This is a genomic window from Pedobacter sp. B4-66 (genome assembly GCF_018492665.1).
Classification (GTDB): Bacteria; Bacteroidota; Bacteroidia; order Sphingobacteriales; family Sphingobacteriaceae; genus Pedobacter.
On sequence record NZ_JAFVME010000004.1, the window covers coordinates 43204 to 65364 of the forward strand.

General features: G+C 37.8%; 19 protein-coding genes and 2 tRNA genes. 17 read left to right on the forward strand and 4 right to left on the reverse strand.

Annotation, left to right across the window (positions count from 1 at the left end):
- Positions 1-134: 134 nt before the first annotated feature.
- Entirely contained in the window at positions 135-1277 is a 1143-nt protein-coding gene (locus tag J1905_RS08625) for a putative sensor domain DACNV-containing protein (protein ID WP_214226903.1), read from the reverse strand.
- Between the two features lie 85 nt (positions 1278-1362).
- Between J1905_RS08625 and J1905_RS08630 the strand changes: the two genes are divergently transcribed.
- The 3 genes from J1905_RS08630 to J1905_RS08640 are packed head-to-tail and all read left to right on the forward strand — an operon-like array spanning position 1363 to position 3643.
- On the forward strand, positions 1363-2031 hold the full coding sequence (locus J1905_RS08630) for a metal-dependent transcriptional regulator (RefSeq protein ID WP_214226904.1): 669 nt from the start codon (positions 1363-1365) through the stop codon (positions 2029-2031).
- Between the two features lie 9 nt (positions 2032-2040).
- Complete coding sequence (locus tag J1905_RS08635) at positions 2041-3327, forward strand: DUF2130 domain-containing protein (protein WP_250318050.1); 1287 nt, start codon at positions 2041-2043, stop codon at positions 3325-3327.
- A 7-nt stretch (positions 3328-3334) separates the two neighbouring features.
- Positions 3335-3643 carry a hypothetical protein gene (locus J1905_RS08640; protein ID WP_214226905.1) on the forward strand — a complete coding sequence of 103 codons (309 nt, stop codon included), beginning with the start codon at positions 3335-3337 and terminating at the stop codon, positions 3641-3643.
- Here the strand turns inward: J1905_RS08640 and rlmF are convergent.
- On the reverse strand, positions 3640-4593 hold the full coding sequence (gene rlmF, locus J1905_RS08645; RefSeq protein ID WP_214226906.1) for a 23S rRNA (adenine(1618)-N(6))-methyltransferase RlmF: 954 nt from the start codon (positions 4591-4593) through the stop codon (positions 3640-3642). The genes J1905_RS08640 and rlmF overlap by 4 nt on opposite strands.
- Positions 4594-4696: 103 nt before the next feature.
- Between rlmF and J1905_RS08650 the strand changes: the two genes are divergently transcribed.
- From J1905_RS08650 to J1905_RS08670, 5 genes are all read left to right on the forward strand, one after another.
- A complete protein-coding gene (locus J1905_RS08650; RefSeq protein WP_214226907.1) occupies positions 4697-5044 on the forward strand; it encodes a diacylglycerol kinase family protein in 348 nt (115 codons plus the stop codon).
- A 3-nt stretch (positions 5045-5047) separates the two neighbouring features.
- Positions 5048-5773 carry a DNA repair protein RecO gene (gene recO / locus J1905_RS08655; RefSeq protein ID WP_214226908.1) on the forward strand — a complete coding sequence of 242 codons (726 nt, stop codon included), beginning with the start codon at positions 5048-5050 and terminating at the stop codon, positions 5771-5773.
- Between the two features lie 114 nt (positions 5774-5887).
- Positions 5888-5965 (forward strand) — tRNA-Val (locus J1905_RS08660).
- Positions 5966-6041: 76 nt separating this feature from the next.
- Positions 6042-6119, forward strand: a tRNA-Val gene (locus tag J1905_RS08665).
- A 361-nt stretch (positions 6120-6480) separates the two neighbouring features.
- Complete coding sequence (locus J1905_RS08670) at positions 6481-7731, forward strand: condensation domain-containing protein (protein WP_214226909.1); 1251 nt, start codon at positions 6481-6483, stop codon at positions 7729-7731.
- Positions 7732-7757: 26 nt separating this feature from the next.
- Here the strand turns inward: J1905_RS08670 and J1905_RS08675 are convergent, their stop codons facing one another.
- A complete protein-coding gene (locus tag J1905_RS08675) occupies positions 7758-8198 on the reverse strand; it encodes a hypothetical protein (protein ID WP_214226910.1) in 441 nt (146 codons plus the stop codon).
- Positions 8199-8318: 120 nt separating this feature from the next.
- Here J1905_RS08675 and J1905_RS08680 point away from each other — a divergent pair, with 120 nt between their 5' ends.
- The 5 genes from J1905_RS08680 (at position 8319) to J1905_RS08700 (ending at position 18138) form a co-directional block, all read left to right on the forward strand.
- Positions 8319-8780, forward strand: coding sequence for a lipocalin family protein (locus J1905_RS08680; RefSeq protein WP_214226911.1), 462 nt, complete (start codon positions 8319-8321; stop codon positions 8778-8780).
- Positions 8781-8831: 51 nt separating this feature from the next.
- Complete coding sequence (locus J1905_RS08685) at positions 8832-15122, forward strand: alpha-2-macroglobulin family protein (protein WP_214226912.1); 6291 nt, start codon at positions 8832-8834, stop codon at positions 15120-15122.
- A 17-nt stretch (positions 15123-15139) separates the two neighbouring features.
- Positions 15140-15982 (forward strand): helix-turn-helix domain-containing protein, encoded by an 843-nt coding sequence (locus J1905_RS08690; RefSeq protein ID WP_214226913.1) that lies wholly within the window; start codon positions 15140-15142, stop codon positions 15980-15982.
- A gap of 130 nt (positions 15983-16112) precedes the next feature.
- Positions 16113-16715, forward strand: a complete 603-nt coding sequence (locus J1905_RS08695) for an ankyrin repeat domain-containing protein (RefSeq protein ID WP_250318051.1) — start codon at positions 16113-16115, stop codon at positions 16713-16715.
- A gap of 10 nt (positions 16716-16725) precedes the next feature.
- The gene (locus J1905_RS08700; protein ID WP_214226915.1) at positions 16726-18138 is read left to right on the forward strand and encodes an amidohydrolase family protein; all 1413 of its coding nucleotides are present in this window, start codon (positions 16726-16728) and stop codon (positions 18136-18138) included.
- A gap of 15 nt (positions 18139-18153) precedes the next feature.
- Here the strand turns inward: J1905_RS08700 and J1905_RS08705 are convergent, their stop codons facing one another.
- Positions 18154-18978, reverse strand: a complete 825-nt coding sequence (locus tag J1905_RS08705; protein WP_214226916.1) for an NHL repeat-containing protein — start codon at positions 18976-18978, stop codon at positions 18154-18156.
- A gap of 178 nt (positions 18979-19156) precedes the next feature.
- Between J1905_RS08705 and J1905_RS08710 the strand changes: the two genes are divergently transcribed.
- From J1905_RS08710 to eboC, 4 genes are read left to right on the forward strand one after another with little or no spacing between them, the layout of a single operon-like run.
- Positions 19157-19531: a transmembrane 220 family protein gene (locus tag J1905_RS08710; protein ID WP_108205033.1), complete on the forward strand. Its 375-nt coding sequence runs from the start codon at positions 19157-19159 to the stop codon at positions 19529-19531.
- Between the two features lie 12 nt (positions 19532-19543).
- A complete protein-coding gene (locus J1905_RS08715) occupies positions 19544-20254 on the forward strand; it encodes an EboA domain-containing protein (protein ID WP_214226917.1) in 711 nt (236 codons plus the stop codon).
- 10 nt (positions 20255-20264) lie between these two features.
- Entirely contained in the window at positions 20265-21251 is a 987-nt protein-coding gene (locus J1905_RS08720; protein ID WP_214226918.1) for a TatD family hydrolase, read from the forward strand.
- A gap of 12 nt (positions 21252-21263) precedes the next feature.
- A complete protein-coding gene (gene eboC / locus J1905_RS08725) occupies positions 21264-22151 on the forward strand; it encodes a UbiA-like protein EboC (protein ID WP_214226919.1) in 888 nt (295 codons plus the stop codon).
- The last annotated feature ends 10 nt before the right edge of the window (positions 22152-22161 follow it).

The following is a 22161-nucleotide window of genomic DNA, read 5'->3' on the forward strand; positions in this document are numbered from 1 at the left end:
TAATTTTTTCGCCAGGCGAAAAGAGGAGGAAATACACAAAGAATTAACGAGAAAACAATGGATTACCGCTGATCGTATAGTAATGATCCTGCTGTTTATAAGTGTAATTGTTGGAGCGATTATTTTCTCCTGATTTAGAGCAGAAGCGTGTCTATTCTGTGGGCCTGTACCCTATCCTGATATTCAGACCAGGTATAAATCGTAAAATGACCATCCTGAGAGGCAACTAAAGCTGTAGCATCTCTCTGATCATGAACAAATTGAGCAGCCGAAAGGTGTCTTGTCCCACCAACTTTAGACGGATGCATTACGATTGCATCACCTCCTGTTATCGGTTCTGAAAAGGAAATTTCATCAACGTTATCCTTACCTTTTGCCCGTCCTATTTTTGCTCCAAAAGCCAACAATTCGTACTGATTACTGATAACCGTTGCCCCATCAACAGCAGTTAAACCTGCCAGATGCTCAACCTCTCTTTTTAAAGCAGTTTGCCAGAAAATCTGACTAGCTTCTTTACGATCTTGTTGCAACAATTTAGACAAACCTGAAAAAGATGGTTGCACATAATATTGAATAGGCTTTATAATAGATTGCAACCAATTGCTTGCTTCATTAGGCACTACCAGCAAAGTCCCCCCTCTTCCATGGGCCCTCATAGAAACGGCCAATTGAATAAGCACATTTACAGAATCGTTCCAATAGGAAGGAGCAGTAAGATCTAGCAATGATAAAAGCATCGGCGGACAATCGGGTACGCTAGTACTCATTCCATCAACCATTTTTACCTGGTCGCCTTTAAGAACAGCTATATTAGTGAATTTACCGAAACCATAAATTCTTCTATGCTTTATTACCAGCAATGCCGGTTCAGAAACATCAAGTACAAAACAAAAATTTGGAATACTAACTGTGGTTCCCCAAATGTAAAGCGCACCATCTTCTTCCCAAACGCCAAGGTGTATACCTGCCCGTTCAACACCTGGTGCCAATTTGGTTAATGTACCTGGATTTAAGGGTAATCTATTCTTAAATAACAGTGGATTTCCTGCCTGTTGAGGTGGTAAAAACGCAAGCGATATTTTCGGAGAATGCCCTTCCTCTTTACGTAAACTAGCCCAAAAAGTAGCATCAATTATAGCCTCTACAATGCTTGCAGTAGGCAAAGGAGCCAGATCATCTTCTCCGCTATCTCTGGCAGCTGCAAGGTGCGCGGCAAAAATAGCCTCAACTTTAGGGGCAATAATCCTTGCTGCCTGATAGGTAGATTGGTAGATCATGCCCTAAAGTTAACGTATTGAATTTAAAAGTTACAATTTGATATTTATTATCTTTATTTCCTCCACAAAGCGATAAGTTTGTACGATGCTATCTTATACAGAAGAAAACTATTTAAAGGCTTTATTAAAACTGAGCTTTCAAAACGATGAAAAACCCGAGGCAGGCACCAATGAAATGGCAGCCCTTTTGGGTGTTAAACCTGCTACAGCAACAGACATGCTAAAAAAGCTGAAGGAGAAAGATCTGGTTACCTACAAAAAGTATGGCAAAATATTACTTACAGATAGTGGCCGGAAAAATGCCATCGCTATTTTAAGAAAACACAGGCTTTGGGAAACTTTTTTATATGAAAAGCTTGATTTTAGCTGGGATGAAGTTCATGAAGTTGCTGAACAACTGGAACATATACAATCAGCCAAATTGGTAAACAAGTTAGAAGAGTTCCTTAACTTTCCTGAATTTGATCCACATGGCGACCCGATTCCAAAAGCAAATGGAGATATGCCGGCCATTGCAAAAACACTGTTATCAGAATTAAAATCTGGCCAAAACTGCAAAGTGGCCGCCGTTAAAGATACATCTACTTTATTTCTTCAATATCTCGAAAAATTAAAGATTACGATTGGCACTAAAATAAAAGTACTTGAAGTAATTGCTTTTGATGGCTCATTAAACATTCAAATTGAAAATGATGAACCCAGAAGTGTATCAATGAAATTTGCAGATAGTTTATTTATTAACCAACTTCCATAATACTCATATATGTCAACCGAAATAAAATGTCCTAACTGCGCACATACTTTCCCTATTGAAGAGGTAATGGCTGAGGAATATAAAAAAGACCTCAGAGAAAAGATGGTTTCCTTTACAAAACAAAAGGAAGAGGAATTTGCTAAAAAACAAACCGAATTTCTAACTCAGCAGAAACAGCAGGAGCTTGCCTTTGAACAACAGCAAAAAAAGCAAGCCCAAGCTTATGAGGAGAAATTAATTGAAGAAAAGAAACAGCTTCAAACTGCCTTGGAGGAAAGCTTGCGCAAAAGCATCGCTACAGATTTCGAGAATAAGCTGCAAATGCTCGACAATGCCAATAAAGAAAGCGAAGAAAAGCTAAAGTCTGCCCGCGCCAAAGAGCTCGAATTCCTAAAAAAGGAAGAAGCCATGAGGCAAAAGGAAGAAGAAATGGAGCTTCAATTGCAGCGTAAGCTACAAGAGCAGCGTGCTGATATGACCGACCAAATCAGAAAGCAAGAAGCAGAAAAAAACAGCATAAAAGAAACTGAACATCAGCTAAGGGTAAAAGAACTAGAAAAACAGCTCGACGATCAGAAAAAGCTAGCCGAAGAGATGAAGCGTAAAGCTGAGCAAGGTTCCATGCAACTACAAGGTGAGGTACAAGAGTTAATTCTAGAAGAATTACTTAGAAACGCCTTCCCTTTCGACCTGATTTCTGAAGTTGGTAAAGGTGTTAGAGGTGCCGACTGCGTGCACCATGTTAGGAACCAATTTGGGCAGGAATGTGGCAAAATCATCTATGAAAGTAAGCGCACCAAGGATTTCTCAATGGAGTGGATTGAGAAATTAAAAAAGGATATGCGTAGCATGGGTGTTGATGTTGCCGTTATTGTAACCCAAACCTATCCGAAAGGGATGGATTGTTTTGGCGAAAAAGATGGCGTATGGATTTGCTCTTTTGACGAAGTAAAGGCCGTTTCATATATCTTGAGGGATGGAATAGTAAAACTTTTTGGGGCTACAAAATCTCAGGAAAACCGTGGCGACAAAATGCATATGCTTTATGATTATTTAACCAGCAATGAGTTCTCTGAGCAATGGAAAGCCATTAGAGAAGGTTTTATGAGTATGAAACTATCTATCCAAAGAGAGCGCGATGCCATGGAGAAACTGTGGAAAGCAAGAGAAAAACAGCTTGAAAAAGTAATGCTAAATGCGGCACACATTAGAGGCTCAATTGAAGGCATTGCAGGAACAGACAGTATCCAACTAAGCCTTACAGATGACGAAGACGACGCTTTATTGTTAGAATAAATCTCTTATGATATACGCAAAAAAGAAAGTACAACACACCGCACATTTGGCCGCTCAAACGGCCAAAATTATTGCAAATGTTAAAGAACTTCAGGAAAAGAATCTTTTAAAAATTGAAGGGAACGAAGTATTCATATACCCGGAAATTTGGAAAGATAAAGCCACAGCACTAAACTGGATTAAATGCCTCCATTTATATTGTATGCTAAAATTGCGTTTTAAAGAAAGTGATTCGCTTCTCTTTAAAAATTATACTACCGGAGAACAAATTGGAGCTTATAAAAACAAAAAAGCTAGCGTGTCTATTTTCTCTTAAACTTGCTGCCCCCATCTCGTTTTAACCCAGCTATCCTGTTTCTGTAAGTCCATAAATGTCCATGCTACAAAACGACTAATCTTTTGTCCTTGTGCCATTTCTACCGTTCTAACTTCTGCAACCTTAGCGTATTGAAGCATTTTATAAATAAACGGCAAATTACTGCTCTTCGAAACTAAAGTCGAAAACCAAAGGCATTGATTACCAAAAGCAGCGCTTTCTTCAATCATATTTCTAATAAAACCAACCTCGCCACCTTCGTACCAAAGTTCTGTATTTTGTCCACCAAAATTTAGTGTTACTCCTTTTCCCCTCTGTTTGCCTAGGTTTTGCAATTTCCTTTTTGTACCTGCCTGTGCCTCTTCGGCCGAAGAATGGAAAGGTGGGTTACACATACTGAAATCGAACAAATCACCTGGCTTAATAATACCCTTAAAAATATGGTGCTTATTGCTTTGAGGCCTGCAAACTACAGCATTTGCCAACTCCGGATTAGCCGATACAATTGCTTTTGCAGCTTTAATAGCTTCTGAATTGATTTCAGAGCCCACAAAACTCCATCCATATTCCTGATGCCCCACGATCGGATAAACACAATTGGCTCCTATCCCAACATCTAAACCACGTATAGATTTTCGCGTTGGCACAACCCCATTGTTAACAGAAGCAAGTAAATCTGCCAGATAATGAACATAATCTGCCCTCCCCGGTATCGGTGGACAAAGATAGCCCGCAGGAATATCCCAATAAGAAATCCCATAAAAATGCTTAAGAAGCGCTTTATTAAGGCTCTTAACCGCTGCCGGATCAGAAAAATCTATAGATTGATCTCCATACGAATTAACTGCTACATAGTTTTTAAGCTCTGGATGACTCTTAATCAATTCAGGGAAATCATACCTAAAGCGATGCTTATTTCTTGGATGTAAGGATGTTTTTTCTGCAGACATTAGTATAAAAATTACCCAAAGTTAAGCGTTCTAGCTAAACAATTGGATATATAAGAAAGCATACCGTACTTTGCGTCTATAATTTCTCAATTTTGAAGATACTATGCTAAAGTTTATAAAAGGATTTGGGTACGCGTTTTCGGGTGTTGCTTATACCTTTAAAACACAGCTCAATTTTAAGTTTCATGTAGTTGCCCTGTTATTGATTGCCTTGGCCGGATGGTACTTTAAGTTATCTGTAAATGAATGGCTTTGGATAGTTGTTGCCGCTGCCATTGTGTTGATAACTGAACTGATAAATACTGCTATTGAGGTGCTTGTCGACTTGGTTTCGCCAGATTATAACCCTAAAGCAAAAATAATTAAAGATGTTGCCGCAGCGAGTGTATTAATAGCTGCTATTGGGGCTGTAGTAATTGGTCTTATTATTTTCATTCCTAAAATTTATTAGGTCATGCTGCACAAAACAAGAGGTATTGTTTTAAAAACCACGCTTTACAGTGAAAGCAGTGTGGTGGTGCAGATTTTTACCGAAAAGTTCGGAATCCAGTCGTACATGATTAATGGCGTTAAAAAGCCAAGGGCCAAAATCAGGATGAATATGCTGCAGCCTTTGCATCTTGTAGATATGGTAGTGTACCATAAGGCCAACACTGGCATTCAACGCGTTTCTGAGCTCAGACCTTCCCCTATTTTTAGCAGCATTCCTTACGATATTATTAAAAGTACAATGGCCATTTTCATTAATGAAGTATTGTACAAAAGCATAAGACAACAAATGGCAGATGAGCACTTGTTTGATTTTATTTTTAATTCGATTTGCTGGCTGGACGAGAGTAATGAACAAAATGTGAATTTCCATCTCGCTTTTCTACTTAAATTATCAAGATATTTAGGCTTTGCACCCAGTATGCAAACAAAAAGCGACCAAAGTTACTTCGATTTACAGGAAGGTGAATTCAGATCGATGCTCCCTGTACATGCCCATTATTTAGAAAAAACAGATGCAATTCTCTTCATTTCTCTATTTACTTCGCCTTTCGAAAAAATAAATGAAATAAAATTAGAAAATAAAACCCGAAGAGCCATTTTAGATAAAATACTGATTTACTACACCTTACACACAGCTTCTTTTGGAGATATTCGTTCGCATCAAGTTTTAGAAGATATACTTGCGTAAAATCTCACAAAAGTTTTGGAGTTTTAAATTAGAGGTGTATATTTGCACTCCCTAACAATTAGGGCACAATACAGCTAACTCGGCTGGCCATATAGCAAAAGAGTAGAACCAAAGGGGAGATTAGCTCAGCTGGTTCAGAGCACCTGCCTTACAAGCAGGGGGTCACTGGTTCGAACCCAGTATCTCCCACCAAAACCTAACGAGGATTCGAAGGTTAATACCAACAGCTTACTCAGCTGGTTTTTTCAAACAAAAGAGTAGAACTACGGGGAGATTAGCTCAGCTGGTTCAGAGCACCTGCCTTACAAGCAGGGGGTCACTGGTTCGAACCCAGTATCTCCCACCATTCAAAAACCTTTAGAAAATTCTAAAGGTTTTTTTGCTTTAAAAACAGTCCTGGAAAATCTATTTTTTGGTTATAAACTCCTCTCTAATTCCCCAATAATATTTTCTTCAAAAGTAAAAAACAACTCATAAATAGGGAATAAACTCACATAAGTCAAGCACCCATCAAAACAGCGTCAATCTTCTGTCCATGTTTTACCGTAAAAACATGGACTCACCATGGACTCAACATGGACTTTGACCGAACCCTGAATGAGCGTCTTACACAAGGTTCTGAGTCAGAAGAAATATATTAATCAATATCCGCAAATAAATTAGTATCATAATTAGTACTTTTACTAACAATAACGCAAATAGTTGAGATGAAAAGAAAACTATCTTTAATTGAAGGAACAATGTATGCTGGCGGTAAAACAGCTGTAAACGTTGTCTCATCTGTTACTGTTAAAGGAACCATAAAGGAATCTGATTTACATGCCGCGCTTCTAAAAATCCAAAACAGACATCCTCTGTTGAGTGCTAACGTTTGGGAAGATGAGGCACGCATCCCCTATTTCGTTAAACAGAACCCAATTCAGAAAATTTCAGTCCGCATAGTTAATCGCCAAGCATCCAATGATTGGGAAAAAGAATCTATTACCGAATGCTTAGCCCCATTTGACACCAGTGGAGGCACTTTGCTTAGATTAGTATGGATAAAATCTGCTGAGGTTTCAGACCTAATATTTGTTGCTCACCATTGTATTTGCGATGGTAGGTCCATTTTAAATCTTATAGACGAAACATTGACCTTATTGGGACAACCAGAAAAGGAATTAGGCACATATGAATCCTTTGCTTCAATTCAGAACTTTATTCCAACAGAAATAAAAGATAATAAGGCCAATAAATTAAAGGTTCGACTATTCTCTAAAGTTGCAAAAGTGGTTTTACTACTTGTGGCTTTCAAAAAAGAGATTAAAAGAGAAAAGCCTTTTTTTATGCATTGGAGATTGAGCAAAGACGAATCGTTACTAATTGCTGAAAAATGTAAATCAAAAGGAGCTTCTGTTCATGACGCTTTAAGTGTGGCATTTTTAAGAGGCTTTAAGGATATTGAAACCTTTAAATCAAATTCCAGGCTTTACTGCGCTGTAGATATGCGAAAGTTTCTTCCCGACGTTAAAAACGATATGCTTTTCGCCTTCCCGGCAATGGTTGGTTTAGATCTGCCCAAAAAGAAAACCACTGATTTCTGGAGTCAGGCGAAAGCATTTAAAGATGAGTTGTCAAAAAAAATTGAAGAAATGAATGTGAATACAGTATTACTCTATAGCGAATGCCTGTTACCTTCATTACCCAGAATGACACAATATGCCAAGGCCGACAAAGGAACACATGATTTTACGTTATCGAATATGGGAAAAGTAAGTATAAAAGAAAGGTACAATGATCTGGAAGTTGAATCGCTACAATCTCCATCAACAATTTTCCCTTTTGGCAACCCTTCAACACTATTTACCACCTACTTTAAGGGGCAAATTGATTTCATCTTCACTTCTGACGAGTACTTTATACAACATATCGACGCGCAAACATTAAAAGAAAACGCAATGCTTATGATGCTAAACTAACAGCAAAATTAGGAGGCTATAGTTGGCTACACTTTTATAATGATATTAGAGGTTTTTTTCGATTTTTCATAATCGTATCCTGTTACCGTAACCCCATCTTCAAAATAATTAGTACAACATTCTCCCTTGCCATCTCTTACGTTTACTTCAATTGGGATGGCTAGATCATTGCCCACTTTAAGTGTAAGTTTCTGCTTCCCCTTTTTACTTTCTACGTTTATTCCAATAATATTTACATCATCCTCTGCTATAAAGCGAGAATAAACAGTCTGATTGTTATGATCTTTAACCGCTATACTTTTTGATTCGTATTTACCGGAAGTAAAAACATTTATGCCAGTTTCGGCGTCAACAATTTCCAGAACAAAATAGGGCGGCCCCGTTGAGCAGGCAATTCCCTCACAACGATCGCATCCATTTATCAGAAAAAGGATAAAAACACAGGTAATTTTTAAAAAATTTCTCATTAAAAGCGTTCTAACTCATTTAATAATTAACTATTTAAAGATATGTTGTTAATCAATAAGAACGAATCCAAAGGAATAAAATATTTATTTATATTTAAATAAATATTAACGAAATCAAACATGAAACTACTATCAGCATTGGCCTTTTCGGCGCTTGCATTAGCATCCTGCACTAATCAAACAGAAACAAAAAAAGCCAAATCAGAGCAACCTATAAACGGAACGTGGAAGCTTGTATCAGCAAAAACTATAACCAAAGGAGATACCGTAAGTTCTTTCCCAGTTGAAAACCAGGAAATGATTAAGCAATTTAACGATACTCATTTCTCTTTCTTCAAGCACGACATTAGTAAAGGCAAAGGAAAAAATACTGTTTTTGATGCAGGTAGTGGCACCTATACCTTAAACGGAGATAAATACGAAGAACATCTACAATACTGCAGTTACAGAGACTGGGAAGATTTGAAGTTCAGTTTTACGGTAAATATAAAAAACGACACCTTGGTACAACGTGGCATTGAAAAAATAGACAGCCTCAATGTTAATCATGAGATTGTTGAGACCTATGTAAAGCTGAAGTAACCTGCTTATGGAATTTGAGCTCAAATTCCATCCTTCTGTAAATTATCGCTTATGAAAACCGCTCTACGTTTAGCACTAGTATTTGCTTGTTGCATTTTTACTTTCACCAACGTTTTTTCGCAACGGGGCAATCTGGTTGGGTACGAAAAAACTTTTAACAAGGCTGATTCACTTGCTTCAAACCAAAATGTAAAAAGTGCACTTTTACTTGTTAATGATTTAAACGCTAAAGCAAGAAAAGAAGGAAATACAGTTGCATTAGTTAAGTCGGTTATTTACAGAATACTTTTTCAACATTATCTCGACCCAACGAATCTTACCAAACTTAACGCAGATTTAAAACAAGATATTCTAGTGGCCAAACAGCCGGAGAAGAGCATACTACAATCATTGCTCGGACAGAGCTATTGGAACTATTATCTTCAAAATGCTTACAGAATAAGGAAAAGAACCTCATTAGAGATTGAAAATGGAAACGACATAAAGACCTGGTCAGCAAAAAAAATAATCGATGAGACAGTAAATAGCTATATAGCCTCCATCGCCGATGCAGATTTATTGCAGAATACTAAGATTGACATTTTCACTACGCTTCTTGCAGGAGATAGCACAACACGGTATCTGCGACCTACGCTTTACGATCTTCTGGCTCACCGCACCTTATCTACTTTTAGTAATACTCAGATTGATTTAATTACTCCGCCTATTAATCCAATATATTTCAGGACAACCCTATTTTCAGATATCAAAAGTTTTATTGGAGAATCATTACCAACGGGAGATAGTACCTCAACCGAGCAAAAAGCCTTTATAATTTTTCAAAAGCTTTTACAATTTCACAGTAGCCAAAAGAATATTGCGGCCATGATTGATGTAGACCTTAAGCGAATAAAATTTATTTATCAACGATCCTTAAAAGAAAGCAAAGACACCGCGTATTTTGATGCACTTCAGCAGCTATCGGGTAAAGCCAGAGAAACTGAAATCTATTCGGATATACTTTATGAGCAAGCACTGCTCTACAGAAACGGCTACTCAAAAAATGGCGACAATAAATTGAATTTAGTTAATGCCGTTAAACTGGCAGAGGAAGCAATAAGGGCATATCCAAAGAGCAATGGTGCTACTAATGCAACTAATTTAATTAAGCAGATTAGAGCAAAATCATTATCGATTAAGCTAAAACAATATGCCCAACCGAATGCGCCAATGCTAATTCAGTATAGCTATCAAAACGTTGGTCAGGTATCTCTTAGGTTATATAAAGTCCCTGCAAAACTGACTAATGACATGCCTGATTTTAGAGATGAAACCGAATACTTAGGCTTCTTAAAAGCACAAAAAGAAATTAAGTCATGGAACGTTGATCTGCCATCTACTGCCGACTACAAAACCCACAATATAGTTGATAAACTTGATGGCTTACCATTAGGAAAGTACTTATTAATTGCTCAAAGTGAAGGCATTCAGGATACACTACCCAATAATATTGTAAGTAATTTTGCATTTTTCAGCGTATCCGGAATGCACATTAGCACCCGACTTTTAGGTGGGGATATCCGACAATACGCTGCAGTAAACAGTTCAAGCGGCGAGCCTTTAACAGGAGTAAAAATACAGGAGCAAGTAAATCGCTACTCCGATGAAAAGCGTATTCCTACCCCAATTAAAACTGGCAATGATGGCTTTGCTATCTCCAATGAATATATACGAATAAGTTCTGCCACCGCTACTTTAGATACTGATACGGTTTCTATTGAGACGAACTCTTACTACTATGGAGAAAAGACACCCAATAAGCGAGTAGTGCTTTTTACTGATCGCCCAATTTATCGTCCTGGTCAAATTGTATATTATAAGGGATTATTCCTCGAGGAAGTTGACGGCAAAAACAAAATCATACCTAACGAAGATATGGAAGTTGTTTTCAGCGATGTAAACAACCAAGACATTAAGACTGTTAACTTAAAAACTAACGAATACGGGACCTTTCAGAGTTCATTTGATATTCCGACAGGAAAATTAAATGGCCAGATGATTATTAGCACAGAATATGGCGCGGTACAGGTACAAGTTGAAGAATACAAAAGGCCTACTTTTCAGGTAATCTTTGACAAGCCCATTGAGCGATATAAATTTAATGACACAATTGTAGTAAAAGGCAAAGCGATGGCATTTTCTGCCTATACTATTGGAGGCGCTACTGTGAAATATACCGTTGAGAGTAATGATAACCAAAGAGCTATAGGAATCACAAAAACCAACCCCGACGGCACCTTTAGCATTAAGTTTTTTGCAGCAACCAATGAAGACAAAAACCAAGTCATCAATTACAATATAAATGCCGACGTTAGCGACATCAATGGAGAAACAAGATCCGCAGCGACAACCATTTATGTTGGCAAAAAAGATGTTCGGTTAAATCTGAATCTACCTGAACGAATCTTTTCTAACAACAAAACTGATAGTATTCATTTCAGTATAAACAACCTAAATAATCAACCCATAAAATCATCCCTTAGGGTACAGTGGTACCAACTTCAATATCCTGGTCGCTTGGCCACCAAAAGCTTTTCTATTGATGCCCCGGAAAAATATACTTTGGGTAAGGAAGAATTTATCAAAAACTTCCCAAATGAAGATTATGGTGGCGATAGCAATCCGGCAAACTGGAAGGCTCTTAAAACAACTGTTGATCAGAATGTAAACGCCGAGCTTGGCGTGGGGGCAATAAGTTTAAATAACAACGATTTGAAGCCTGGATACTATAAAGCTTTGTTTACAGCCAAAAACTCTGATAATGATACCATCAACATAGAGCAGGTAATTAGAGTCTTTGGCAACTCGCCTGATACTATCCAGACTATGAACGAATGGTTAGTACCAGAAAAGACAACTATAAATCCTCGAGAGAGTGCGGTATTTAGAGTTGCGGCATTAGCTTCCGGTGCCTCCATATATTATGAAATAAATTATAAGGGAAAAATTAGTGAGAAGGTCTGGATTAAAGGTTCTCCCAAACAAAGTATCTTAAATGTAGCGCCCAAACCCAACTACGAAGGCACTTTTGCAGTTCAGTTTACCATGACTCAAAATGGGGTCAGTTATAATTCTCAGCAGGTTGTAACTGTCGTAAATGAAGCAAAACAGTTAGAAATTAAATTCCTAAGCTTTAGGAACAAGTTGGAACCAGGCGAAAAAGAAACATGGAAATTAAAAATAAGCAATAAAGCCGGCGAGAAACAAATGGCGGAGCTCGTTGCAACACTATATGACGCGTCACTTGATGAACTTAAACCGATGAGCTGGCAAAGCATTTATAACGATTATTACAACTATTATGCCTTCAACTGGAATTCAGGTCTCAATCGGGTAAGCCAGGGTAATGATATGTGGTTCTTACGTACAAATCAATATTACGGCGGGATTACAGATCGCAAGTATGAACAACTTAATTTGTTCGGATTTCAATTCAATGAATACGACAAGAGCTACTTTAATAACTTCTTGCAATACGTTAACCTTAAAAAGATAAATGCCGATCTATTGGAATCTAAAAAACGGATTGCTTTACTGCAAAAGGGAAATTTAATTTATGGGATTGTAAAAGACCACCAAGGCTTTCCTATCCCAGGTGTGCAGGTTAAGATAGCAGGGAAAAGGATGACCTCAACAGATAAGTACGGCATATATGCGATAAATGCCAAAACAGGTGAGGTGTTAAATTTCAGTGCCCCAAGCTTTTTCAACTATTCAACAAAGGTTAAAGCCATCAAAAGGATGGATATTTCTTTAAGAGAGGACAAAAAAAATCTGGAAGAAGTTGTAATTAGAGGCTATCAAAAAAGGACAAGAGAACAAACAACAGGCTCTAGTTTCATTGTATCAGGAAAAGAGGTGCAGGATGTACCTGTTTCCAATGTAGAACAGCTGCTACAAGGAAAAGTTGCCGGATTAAATATACAGAGCGCCCCTAAAGTGGCCGGACTAAGCAGTAAACTAGCCAACATTGTAACCCGAACAAATTTCAATGAAAGTGCTTTTTTCTACCCTCAGTTACACACTAACGAATCAGGTGAGATTGATATTGAATTCACCATTCCACAATCTCTTACTCGCTATAAAATGATGGGGTTTGCGCATACTAAAGACCTCAAAACGGCACGGATTAGTAGAGAATTGATTACTCAAAAACAACTATCCATTTCTGCAAATGCTCCTCGTTTTTTCCGCGAAGGGGATACCATTTTATTCAGCGCTAAGCTGAACAGCCTATCGGGTAAAAAACTTAAAGGTAAAGCCGCATTGGAGTTATCTGATGCACTAACAGGAAACATCATACAAATCTTTGCTACTAAAACTAATACCACCCAAAAATTTGACCTGAATGATAAAGGTAGTGAAGCTATTAAATGGACTTTAATTATCCCCAGGGGAATAAGTGCTATCGGTTATAAAGTAGTTGCAGAATCGGGGAAATTTAGTGATGGAGAAGAAATGATCATTCCAGTTTTAACTAACGCGATTCTGGTTACCGAAACAATGCCCTTAAACGTTCGTGGAAATACCACTAAAACATTTAAGATGGAAAAGCTATTGGAGTCTGGAAAGTCAACTACGATGCGAAATCAGGCGCTGACCCTTGAATACACCTCTAACCCGGCATGGTACGCAGTTCAGGCCCTGCCTTATTTAATGGAATACCCATATGAATGTGCGGAGCAAACTTTCAGTAGGTTTTATGCAAATAGTTTTGCTTCGGGAATAATTAACAGCTCTCCGAGAACAAAGCAAGTGTTTGATCAATGGCAACTTCCGGAGAGCGATGCATTATCCTCAAATCTTGAAAAAAATCCGGAACTAAAATCAATATTACTTGAAGAAACACCTTGGGTTAGAAATACCAACAATGAGCAAGAGAGAAAAAAACGCTTGTCTGCATTATTCAATTTAGCGCGCATGAGCAATGAGCTCAAAAGCAATTTTGAAAAGCTGCAAAAAATGCAGTATCCAAATGGTTCATTCCCATGGTTTAGTGGCATGAGCGAAAACAGGTACATCACCCAGCAGATTGTTTTAGGGATGGCACAACTAAAATTCCTTAAGCTTACTGATGAACAAAACTATCCTGAGTTTAACTCCATGCTTAATAAGGCAATTATTTATTTAGATGAGGAGTTCACTAAAGATTATACTGCGAGCCAATCAAAAACTACTGCCGACTATTTACCGCTGCACTACCTGTATGCACGCAGTTATAGTAAACAGATTAACACCAATATCAACTTCAACAAGGCTTTAGATTATTATCTGAAAAACATCTCTAAAGAGTGGCCAAAAATGGGGACTTACCAACAAGGTCTTTCTGCGCTTGTATTACACCGAAATGGAAATCATGCTGAGGCGTTAAAAATAGTTAACTCATTAAAAGACCGAAGTCAACAAAGTGATGAAATGGGGATGTTCTGGAGCAGCAATACCAGAGGCTGGTGGTGGTATCAGAGTCCTATAGAAACACAGGCATTACTAATCGAAGTGTTTAACGAAGTAGCTTCAGACATTAAATCAGTGGAAGAAATGAAAATCTGGTTGCTTAAAAACAAGCAAACAAATGATTGGAAAACCACTAAAGCAACTACTGCAGCATGCTATGCCCTATTAATGCAAGGCCATAATTTACTAGAAGAAACAGAAGGATCGAAAATTCTAATAGGCGATAAATCCTTTGAGCAGTTTGGCATAGCTGAACCAAAGAAAGAAGCTGGCACAGGTTATCAAAAGGTAAGTATTGCCGGCCCTAAGGTTAAGCCTGAAATGGGCAAAATTGAAATCACAAATAATAACAATTCAATTGCCTGGGGAGGCGTATACTGGCAGTACTTTGAGCAACTGGACAAAATTACACCAAGCGAAACAGGCGTAAAGATTAAAAAACAATTGTTTTTAAAGCGTCAAACTGCAAATGGTGATCAGCTTGCTCCATTAAATACATCAACCATCTTACAAACAGGAGATTTAGTAAAAGTAAGGATAGAGATCAGTGCAGACCGTGACATGGAATACATCCACCTAAAGGACATGCGATCGTCTGGTTTTGAGCCTGTAAATGTAATCTCTCAATACAAATATCAGGATGGTTTAGGGTATTATGAAAGTACCAAAGATGCCTCAACCAATTTCTTTATGGATTACATGCGTAAAGGGGTTTATGTATTTGAGTATGAATTAAGGGTAAGTCAGGCAGGGAATTTCTCTAATGGGATAACAACGTTGCAATCTATGTACGCTCCGGAATTTAGTACACATTCAGAAGGTGTTCGTGTAACAGTAAAACCTTTATAATGCTAAATTTGTAGGATATGTTATTACCTACTGTTGGCATTGAGCAGATCTTCAACCTCCCTTATACCGGGGAGGACTTTAAATTGTTGCGCCATGATCCTATTAATATGCCTCATATTCCTCATGCGCATAAGCACGATTTCTATATGCTGCTAATTATAGAACAAGGTAGCGGAACGCATACTATAGATTTTAGAGAGCACAGCGTGAGCGAAAAGATGGTATTTTTTCTTGCTCCCGGTCAGGCACATCAATGGGATCTGGCAGAAAATACTTCCGGCTATCAGTTGATGTTTTCACAAAAGTTCTTGACAGCAGGTAGTCAGCGGTTGCCTTTTTTTAATCTCTCTGCTTACCCGGCTCTTACTCTCGAAAACGATCAATACCAAACCTTAACGTTAGAATTTGAGCAGATATTAAAAGAGATGTCTACCACAGCGCAATTCCAAACAGAATTACTGCAAACCAGGCTACAACTTGTTCTAATTCTATTAAAAAGATGGTATTCGCACAGTTTTAACCTGCAAGACACAACTACCGACAATCGTCTGATTAACTCCTTCCTTACACTTCTAGATCAACACTATATGGTGCATAGTGAAGTGTCATTTTATGCCGATGAGCTACATGTTACACCCAATTACCTCAACCAGATTTGCAGAAAGAAATCCGGAATAACCACAGGAGACTATATTCGGGAACGTATTTTACTCGAAGCCAAACGAATGCTTACACTGACCAACCTCGACATTAAAGAGATTGCTTACGCTCTTGGTTTTAATGACACCTCTTATTTCTCCCGATTTTTCAGAAAAAACACCGGAGTTAGTCCGCAAGAATTTCGAAAAACAAATAATTAGTACCCATATTGAGATAATCAGTCCTATTGAGCTGGCTGGTTTAATGTTAAATTTGCGTATGAATTTTCGAATTGCATCAATCATAGTGCTTACTTGCCTTACAATGAATGCTTGTTCGCAGAATAAAAAAATGGAACAAAGTACCTCAGAAATATTCAGCATTATAGCTGCAAATGATAGCACCAAACTCTCTCAATGGCTATCCAATCACAAAAACCTTGAACCCCAAAACAGCAAAGGTGAAACCCCTTTAATGAATGCTACTTATGGTAATAAGGTTTCACTTGCAAAAATGCTGATTGATGCCGGCGCTAATGTCAACAAACAGGATAATATGTTAAACAGTCCGTTTTTGTATGCAGGAGCATCGGGTTATCTGGAAATTCTTCAGCTATGCTTAAAAGCTGGAGCTGATTACAAGGTATTTAATCGCTACAATGGCACAGCACTAATTCCTGCTTGCGAAAGAGGCCACATTGCAGTAGTTACTGAATTACTTAAAGATAAAAACTATCCAATTGATCACATCAACAGATTGGGCTGGACGGCCTTACTGGAAGCCGTTATTTTAGGTGATGGAAGTAGTAAATACCAAACAATTGTTCAGCTTCTGGTAAATGCGGGCTGCGACATTGACATTAAAGATAAAGATGGTGTTGATGCACTAACTCATGCTAAAAACAGAAATTTCAAAGAAATAACAACAATACTTGCCAAGGCAACTAAAAAATAATCTTCCCCCAATGAAAAAAGTAATCCTTTCTGTGCTCTTCCTTTTTGCCAGTGCCTCTGTGTTTTCACAAAAAAAAGAAGTCGATTTAATTATTAAATCTGCAAATATCATTGATGTTAAAACCGGCAAAATAATAACGGGAAAAGCCATAGCCATTAAAGACGGTACAATCGTTACTGTTTTTAATGAAAAACAGATCAGCGGATATAATTCGAAGCAAATATTGGATGGAAAAGGCAAATACCTGATCCCGGGACTTTGGGATATGCACATGCATTTTGGTGGCGGCGACTCTTTAATAAATGAGAACAAAAACCTGCTTCCTTTATTTCTAGCATATGGTATCACAACTGTGAGAGATGCTGCTGCTGATATTAGCCCTAGTGTTTTGCAATGGAGAGATGAACTTGCGGCAGGCAAGTTACTAGGCCCTCGCATTTTTACTTCAGGCCCTAAATTGGAAGGCTACAAATCTGTTTGGAAAGGAGACATTGAGGTGGGCAACACCAAAGAAATAGAACTGGCATTAGATTCTCTGCAAAAAATGCATGTTGATTTTGTTAAAATCACAGACAATACATTAAAACCTGATCTCTTTTTAGAAGCAATAAGACTAGCCCGCAAGCGTGGATACAAAGTATCTGCACACATTCCAAGTGCTTTAACTATGGAACAAATTGCACACGCAGGACTGAGCTCAGTTGAACATTTAGGTTATGCACTTAAAGCCGGTTCGAAAGTTGAAAAAGAGATTTCGGATGAAGTAGCCGCAGGAACTTTAAGAGGTAAAGCGTTTAACCAAAAAGTAATGCAAACTTTTGATGAAACAGCTGCACTTGCTGCCTACAGGAACATGGCCAAGCATGGCATGTACCTTACACCAACCCTATCGCTAAATTATATACTTACCTATTTTGAGAAAGACAATCATAAAAATGACAGTTACTTGCAATACATTGGTAAAGGTTTGCAAAAAACTTATGAAGGTCGTGTAAAAAGAGTGGAACAGGATGATGCAGAAGCCATTGCTTTTAGACATGAATTATTCGAAAAAACAGTAACTACGCTCCCTCTTTTACAAAAAGCAGGAGTTAAGATATTAGCAGGAACAGATGCGGGATACTTAAATTCTTATGCATATCCGGGTATTGGCTTACATACAGAACTGGAGCTTTTGGTTAAATACGGTTTAACTCCGTTACAGGCTTTACAAGCCTCAGTGGTAAATTCTCCTGAGTTTCTTGGCAAAAAAGAATATGGCAGCATTGCCCCAGGTAAAAGAGCAGACATATTACTATTGGATGAAAACCCTTTGAAAAACATAAGTGCTACTCAAAAGATTTTCATCGTGATTACTGCAGGTAAGGTACTCAACAGAAGTACTCTTAACAGTATGCTTGAGGAGGTTAAGAATTCGCAATAACCTCCTTAAACAATTTTATTTTAGCTGATATGCCATTATACTTTTCTTGAAAAAAGTAGGGATGTAAACTATTTTCTTAACTGGATCGTAACCGATATCGGCAGTGTTTTTCTTTTCCAAATGCGTATCTAGCAACAGCTCAGATGTGCCGTTTGCGAATACATAATAAATATAACCACCCCAACTTGAAAATAAGAAATCGCCATTTCCGATAGGCTCAATACCATCACCACCATTTGGCAATCCGGCTACTTTAATCAGATCTTTTTTAGCATTTGCTTTTAAAAGGTTTTTACCTCCACCGGCAATGTATAAATCACTACCAATAGCTTTAAGACCGTTAACCCCATCTATATTTTCTAAATAAACAACGTCTTTATTGTTGATGATCTGATGGATTTTTTTTGTTCTGGAATCTGACACATACACCACCCCTTTATCGCTAACAGTAATGTCGTTCAAAAAAGCTGAACCTGCTATTGGTATGGTAAGTTCCACTTTGCCTTTAGGAATATCAATAACAACTACATCCGTTATATCGGCTACATACAGTTTGCTACCATGTATGGCCAGTCCTTTTGGAGAATTAAGTCCGGTTACCCAGTCCAGGTTAATCACCTTTCCATTCATATCGAGCTTTCCTATTCCACCAATTCCATCTTTGGCATCGGCGCTGTTGCCCATAATTGACACATACAATACTCCTGCTTTTGTATCAGGCAGAACAGATTCGGGAAGATTAATAATACTATCTGTTTCCCAGATTTTTTCCAATTTGTGCTGGGCATTTACACTTAAACCAAGCAACATTGCAAAAACTAAACTTAAATATTTATTCATAGCGTTTCCTTTAATTGAGATACTTTGGCTATGAAATTACATAAAAACCAACAGATTAGGATAAATATTTTTATGCATTCTATTTCATTTTTTACAATACACACTTACAAATCGAGTTTATTATCTGTTTATTTGTATTTATTAATTTAATACACACACAAATTTAATCTTCTTTGTTATGCTACTTAGCATTTTAAACTCCGTTTTTTGCGTTGCGTTTATACTATTCGCATATGTGAACCTCAATGACAGCGACTCATGGCTGTGGGTACCCATCTATATGGTGGCTTCCATTTGTTGTGGATTTGCCATTTTTGATCTTTTTTACCCTATCGTATACCTTGTTGCCATATCTTTCTATCTTATTTACGCAATCATACTCTTTTTTGCGAAAGACGGGGTGCGTGACTGGATAATGAAATACCGAAGACCAAGCTTAGTAGAGAGTATGCAGGCTACCAAACCTTATATTGAGAAAACCAGAGAATTCTTTGGTCTTTTAATCATAAGTGGTGCTCTTGCTATCAACTATTTTGCGGCAATCAATTTATAAAAAAAGAACATCATGCTTTTGATAGATATAGAAGGGATAAAAAGCCTTAATGATCTTTTTCTTCAAATCATTAAACAAAACCTTAGCAGCGATGCTTTGCAATGGCTGGAAACTAAAGTTGAATTGATTAAAACAGAAGAAAAATCGATACAATTAAACCTTACATTTTCGCATCTTCCAAGATTGGCTGGCAAACAGCCAATAGTGTTGCAAGCTGAAGACGAAGCAAAGATAGCGCAGCTGCTACCTGGCTTTTCATTAAAAGAATGGACCGCTGACAGGTTATCGCGTGTTTGGCTATTGATGCAAGTGCCTAATGAAAATAAAGAGGCTTACATCAAAAAAATAAGTGGCTTATTTATAGGTTCAGAAATGAACGAGCAAATAGCACTGTATTCGACATTGCCATTTTTAAGCTATGCAGAAGAGTGGGTATCCAGATGTGAAGATGGAATTAGAAGCAATATTGGCACCGTACTGGAGGCCATAATGTATCATAATCCTTATCCTGCTCACTTCCTTTCGGAAGGTGCATGGAATCAACTAGTATTGAAAGCATTTTTTACAGATAAAGATGTAAATCATATCGTTGGATTAAATGAAAGATCGAACCAGGCGTTAACAGACACGCTAAGTGATTATGTACAAGAGCGTTTAGCTGCCCATAGAACCGTTAATCCAGAAATCTACAAATTGATAGAACAAAAAAATCAGACAATATAAATTTTGAATTATGTGCTGTAATGATAATTTTCAGGAAAGAAATGAAGGAGAAAAAATTCAAACTTCCCTTGATTTAAATGACATCAGCGGGATGAAATTTTTTGACCCGCATGTTCACATGACCTCTCGTACTACCGATGATTACCAGGCTATGGCTGATGCTGGAATTGTTGCATTAATTGAACCAGCCTTTTGGCTTGGTCAGCCACGTACCGGCGTTGACAGTTTTACAGATTACTATAGCAGCCTTATTGGTTGGGAAAGATTCAGATCTTCGCAATTCGGTATTAAGCACTATTGCACAATAGGCTTAAACTCTCGTGAGGCTAACAATGAAAAATTAGCTGAACAAGTAATGGAAGTACTTCCTAATTTCATCTTTAAAGAAGGCGTTGTTGGTATTGGCGAAATTGGTTTTGATGACCAGACTGCTGCCGAAGAAAAATATTTCCGTTTACAACTGGAGCTTGCAAAAGAATCAGGTTTGCCTGTACAAATTCATACGCCACACAGGGATAAGAAAAAAGGTACTCAACGCAGTATGGATATTGCTATTGAACATGGCCTTTCGCCATATTCGGTAATTATAGATCATAACAATGAAGAAACCGTTAAGGAAGTTTTAGACAGAGGTTTCTGGGCAGCATTTACCATTTATCCTTTTACCAAAATGGGCAATGAACGTATGGTAGAGGTTGTAAAACAATATGGTTCTGAAAGGGTTATGATCAATTCGGCAGCTGATTGGGGTATCTCCGACCCACTTGCTGTGCCTAAAACTGCGGCATTAATGAAGAAATCGGGAATTAGTCTTACCGATATTGAGCTGGTAAGTTACCGCAATGCGATAACTGCTTTTGCACAAAGCGGACAGATTGATGAGAATGATTTTCTTTCAGTTAAAACCATCGATCAGAGTCAGAAATTTGAGAGTAATTCAATTTTACGTGGCGGACAGCAACCAAGGGTAGATAAAAACTCTATCATCATCTCCTAATAAAAGTTTGAATTGAAAAAATTATTAGGATACATAAGGCTAATGAGGCCTGCTAATGTGGTTACTTCTGTTGCTGATGTACTTGCTGGTATAGCTATATCGGGTTCTTTTGCTATGTCCACATGGGACAATTTACAGCTACCCGTTATACTGCTTTGCATTTCAACAATAGGCTTGTACAGTGGAGGGATCATCTTTAATGATGTTTTTGATGCTGACCTGGATAAGGTAGAACGCCCCGAACGCCCAATCCCAAGTGGATTGATCAGCAAAAAAGCGGCTACTATATTTGGAGCAGTATTCTTCTTTATAGGAATTTCGGCAGCCAACCTGTTTAACACTACAACATCTTTATTGGCAGTTGCCATTATGATTGCCTGCCTTACCTATAACAGGTGGGCTAAGCATCATTCTATACTGGGCCCGCTAAACATGGGTTTATGTCGTGGCTTAAACCTTTTACTAGGGGTAAGCATCATTAGTACACAGGTACAACAATGGTGGTTTTTAGCCATTGTACCTATTATTTACATTGCATCTATTACCATGATTAGCAGAGGTGAGGTACATGGCGGAAGTAAAAAGATGCTTTATTTTGCTGCGGTACTTTATGCAATAGTAATTGCCAGCATACTATTTTTTGCAGTTACACAAGGCGATTTGCCAATTACCCTGGCATTTATTGTCCCATTCGCAATTATGATATTTATACCACTCATAAAAGCGATGCAAAATCCAATAGGTCCTAATATAGGTAAAGCGGTAAAATCCGGAGTTATTGCCCTAATATTAATGAATGCAGCTTGGGCAAGTGTATTTGCTGACTGGAAAGTAGCCTTATCAATTGTTATTTTATTACCATTATCAATATTACTAAGTAAGGCTTTCGCTGTTACTTAGTCAGGAATTT

What these genes read in the sequence shown, in the direction of transcription:
- J1905_RS08625 (WP_214226903.1), bottom strand. Translation starts at nt 1,277, where the DNA reads ATGATCTACCAATCTACCTATCAGGCAGCAAGGATTATTGCCCCTAAA.
- J1905_RS08630 (WP_214226904.1), top strand. Translation starts at nt 1,363, where the DNA reads ATGCTATCTTATACAGAAGAAAACTATTTAAAGGCTTTATTAAAACTG.
- J1905_RS08635 (WP_250318050.1), top strand. Translation starts at nt 2,041, where the DNA reads ATGTCAACCGAAATAAAATGTCCTAACTGCGCACATACTTTCCCTATT.
- J1905_RS08640 (WP_214226905.1), top strand. Translation starts at nt 3,335, where the DNA reads ATGATATACGCAAAAAAGAAAGTACAACACACCGCACATTTGGCCGCT.
- rlmF (WP_214226906.1), bottom strand. Translation starts at nt 4,593, where the DNA reads ATGTCTGCAGAAAAAACATCCTTACATCCAAGAAATAAGCATCGCTTT.
- J1905_RS08650 (WP_214226907.1), top strand. Translation starts at nt 4,697, where the DNA reads ATGCTAAAGTTTATAAAAGGATTTGGGTACGCGTTTTCGGGTGTTGCT.
- recO (WP_214226908.1), top strand. Translation starts at nt 5,048, where the DNA reads ATGCTGCACAAAACAAGAGGTATTGTTTTAAAAACCACGCTTTACAGT.
- J1905_RS08670 (WP_214226909.1), top strand. Translation starts at nt 6,481, where the DNA reads ATGAAAAGAAAACTATCTTTAATTGAAGGAACAATGTATGCTGGCGGT.
- J1905_RS08675 (WP_214226910.1), bottom strand. Translation starts at nt 8,198, where the DNA reads ATGAGAAATTTTTTAAAAATTACCTGTGTTTTTATCCTTTTTCTGATA.
- J1905_RS08680 (WP_214226911.1), top strand. Translation starts at nt 8,319, where the DNA reads ATGAAACTACTATCAGCATTGGCCTTTTCGGCGCTTGCATTAGCATCC.
- J1905_RS08685 (WP_214226912.1), top strand. Translation starts at nt 8,832, where the DNA reads ATGAAAACCGCTCTACGTTTAGCACTAGTATTTGCTTGTTGCATTTTT.
- J1905_RS08690 (WP_214226913.1), top strand. Translation starts at nt 15,140, where the DNA reads ATGTTATTACCTACTGTTGGCATTGAGCAGATCTTCAACCTCCCTTAT.
- J1905_RS08695 (WP_250318051.1), top strand. Translation starts at nt 16,113, where the DNA reads ATGGAACAAAGTACCTCAGAAATATTCAGCATTATAGCTGCAAATGAT.
- J1905_RS08700 (WP_214226915.1), top strand. Translation starts at nt 16,726, where the DNA reads ATGAAAAAAGTAATCCTTTCTGTGCTCTTCCTTTTTGCCAGTGCCTCT.
- J1905_RS08705 (WP_214226916.1), bottom strand. Translation starts at nt 18,978, where the DNA reads ATGAATAAATATTTAAGTTTAGTTTTTGCAATGTTGCTTGGTTTAAGT.
- J1905_RS08710 (WP_108205033.1), top strand. Translation starts at nt 19,157, where the DNA reads ATGCTACTTAGCATTTTAAACTCCGTTTTTTGCGTTGCGTTTATACTA.
- J1905_RS08715 (WP_214226917.1), top strand. Translation starts at nt 19,544, where the DNA reads ATGCTTTTGATAGATATAGAAGGGATAAAAAGCCTTAATGATCTTTTT.
- J1905_RS08720 (WP_214226918.1), top strand. Translation starts at nt 20,265, where the DNA reads ATGTGCTGTAATGATAATTTTCAGGAAAGAAATGAAGGAGAAAAAATT.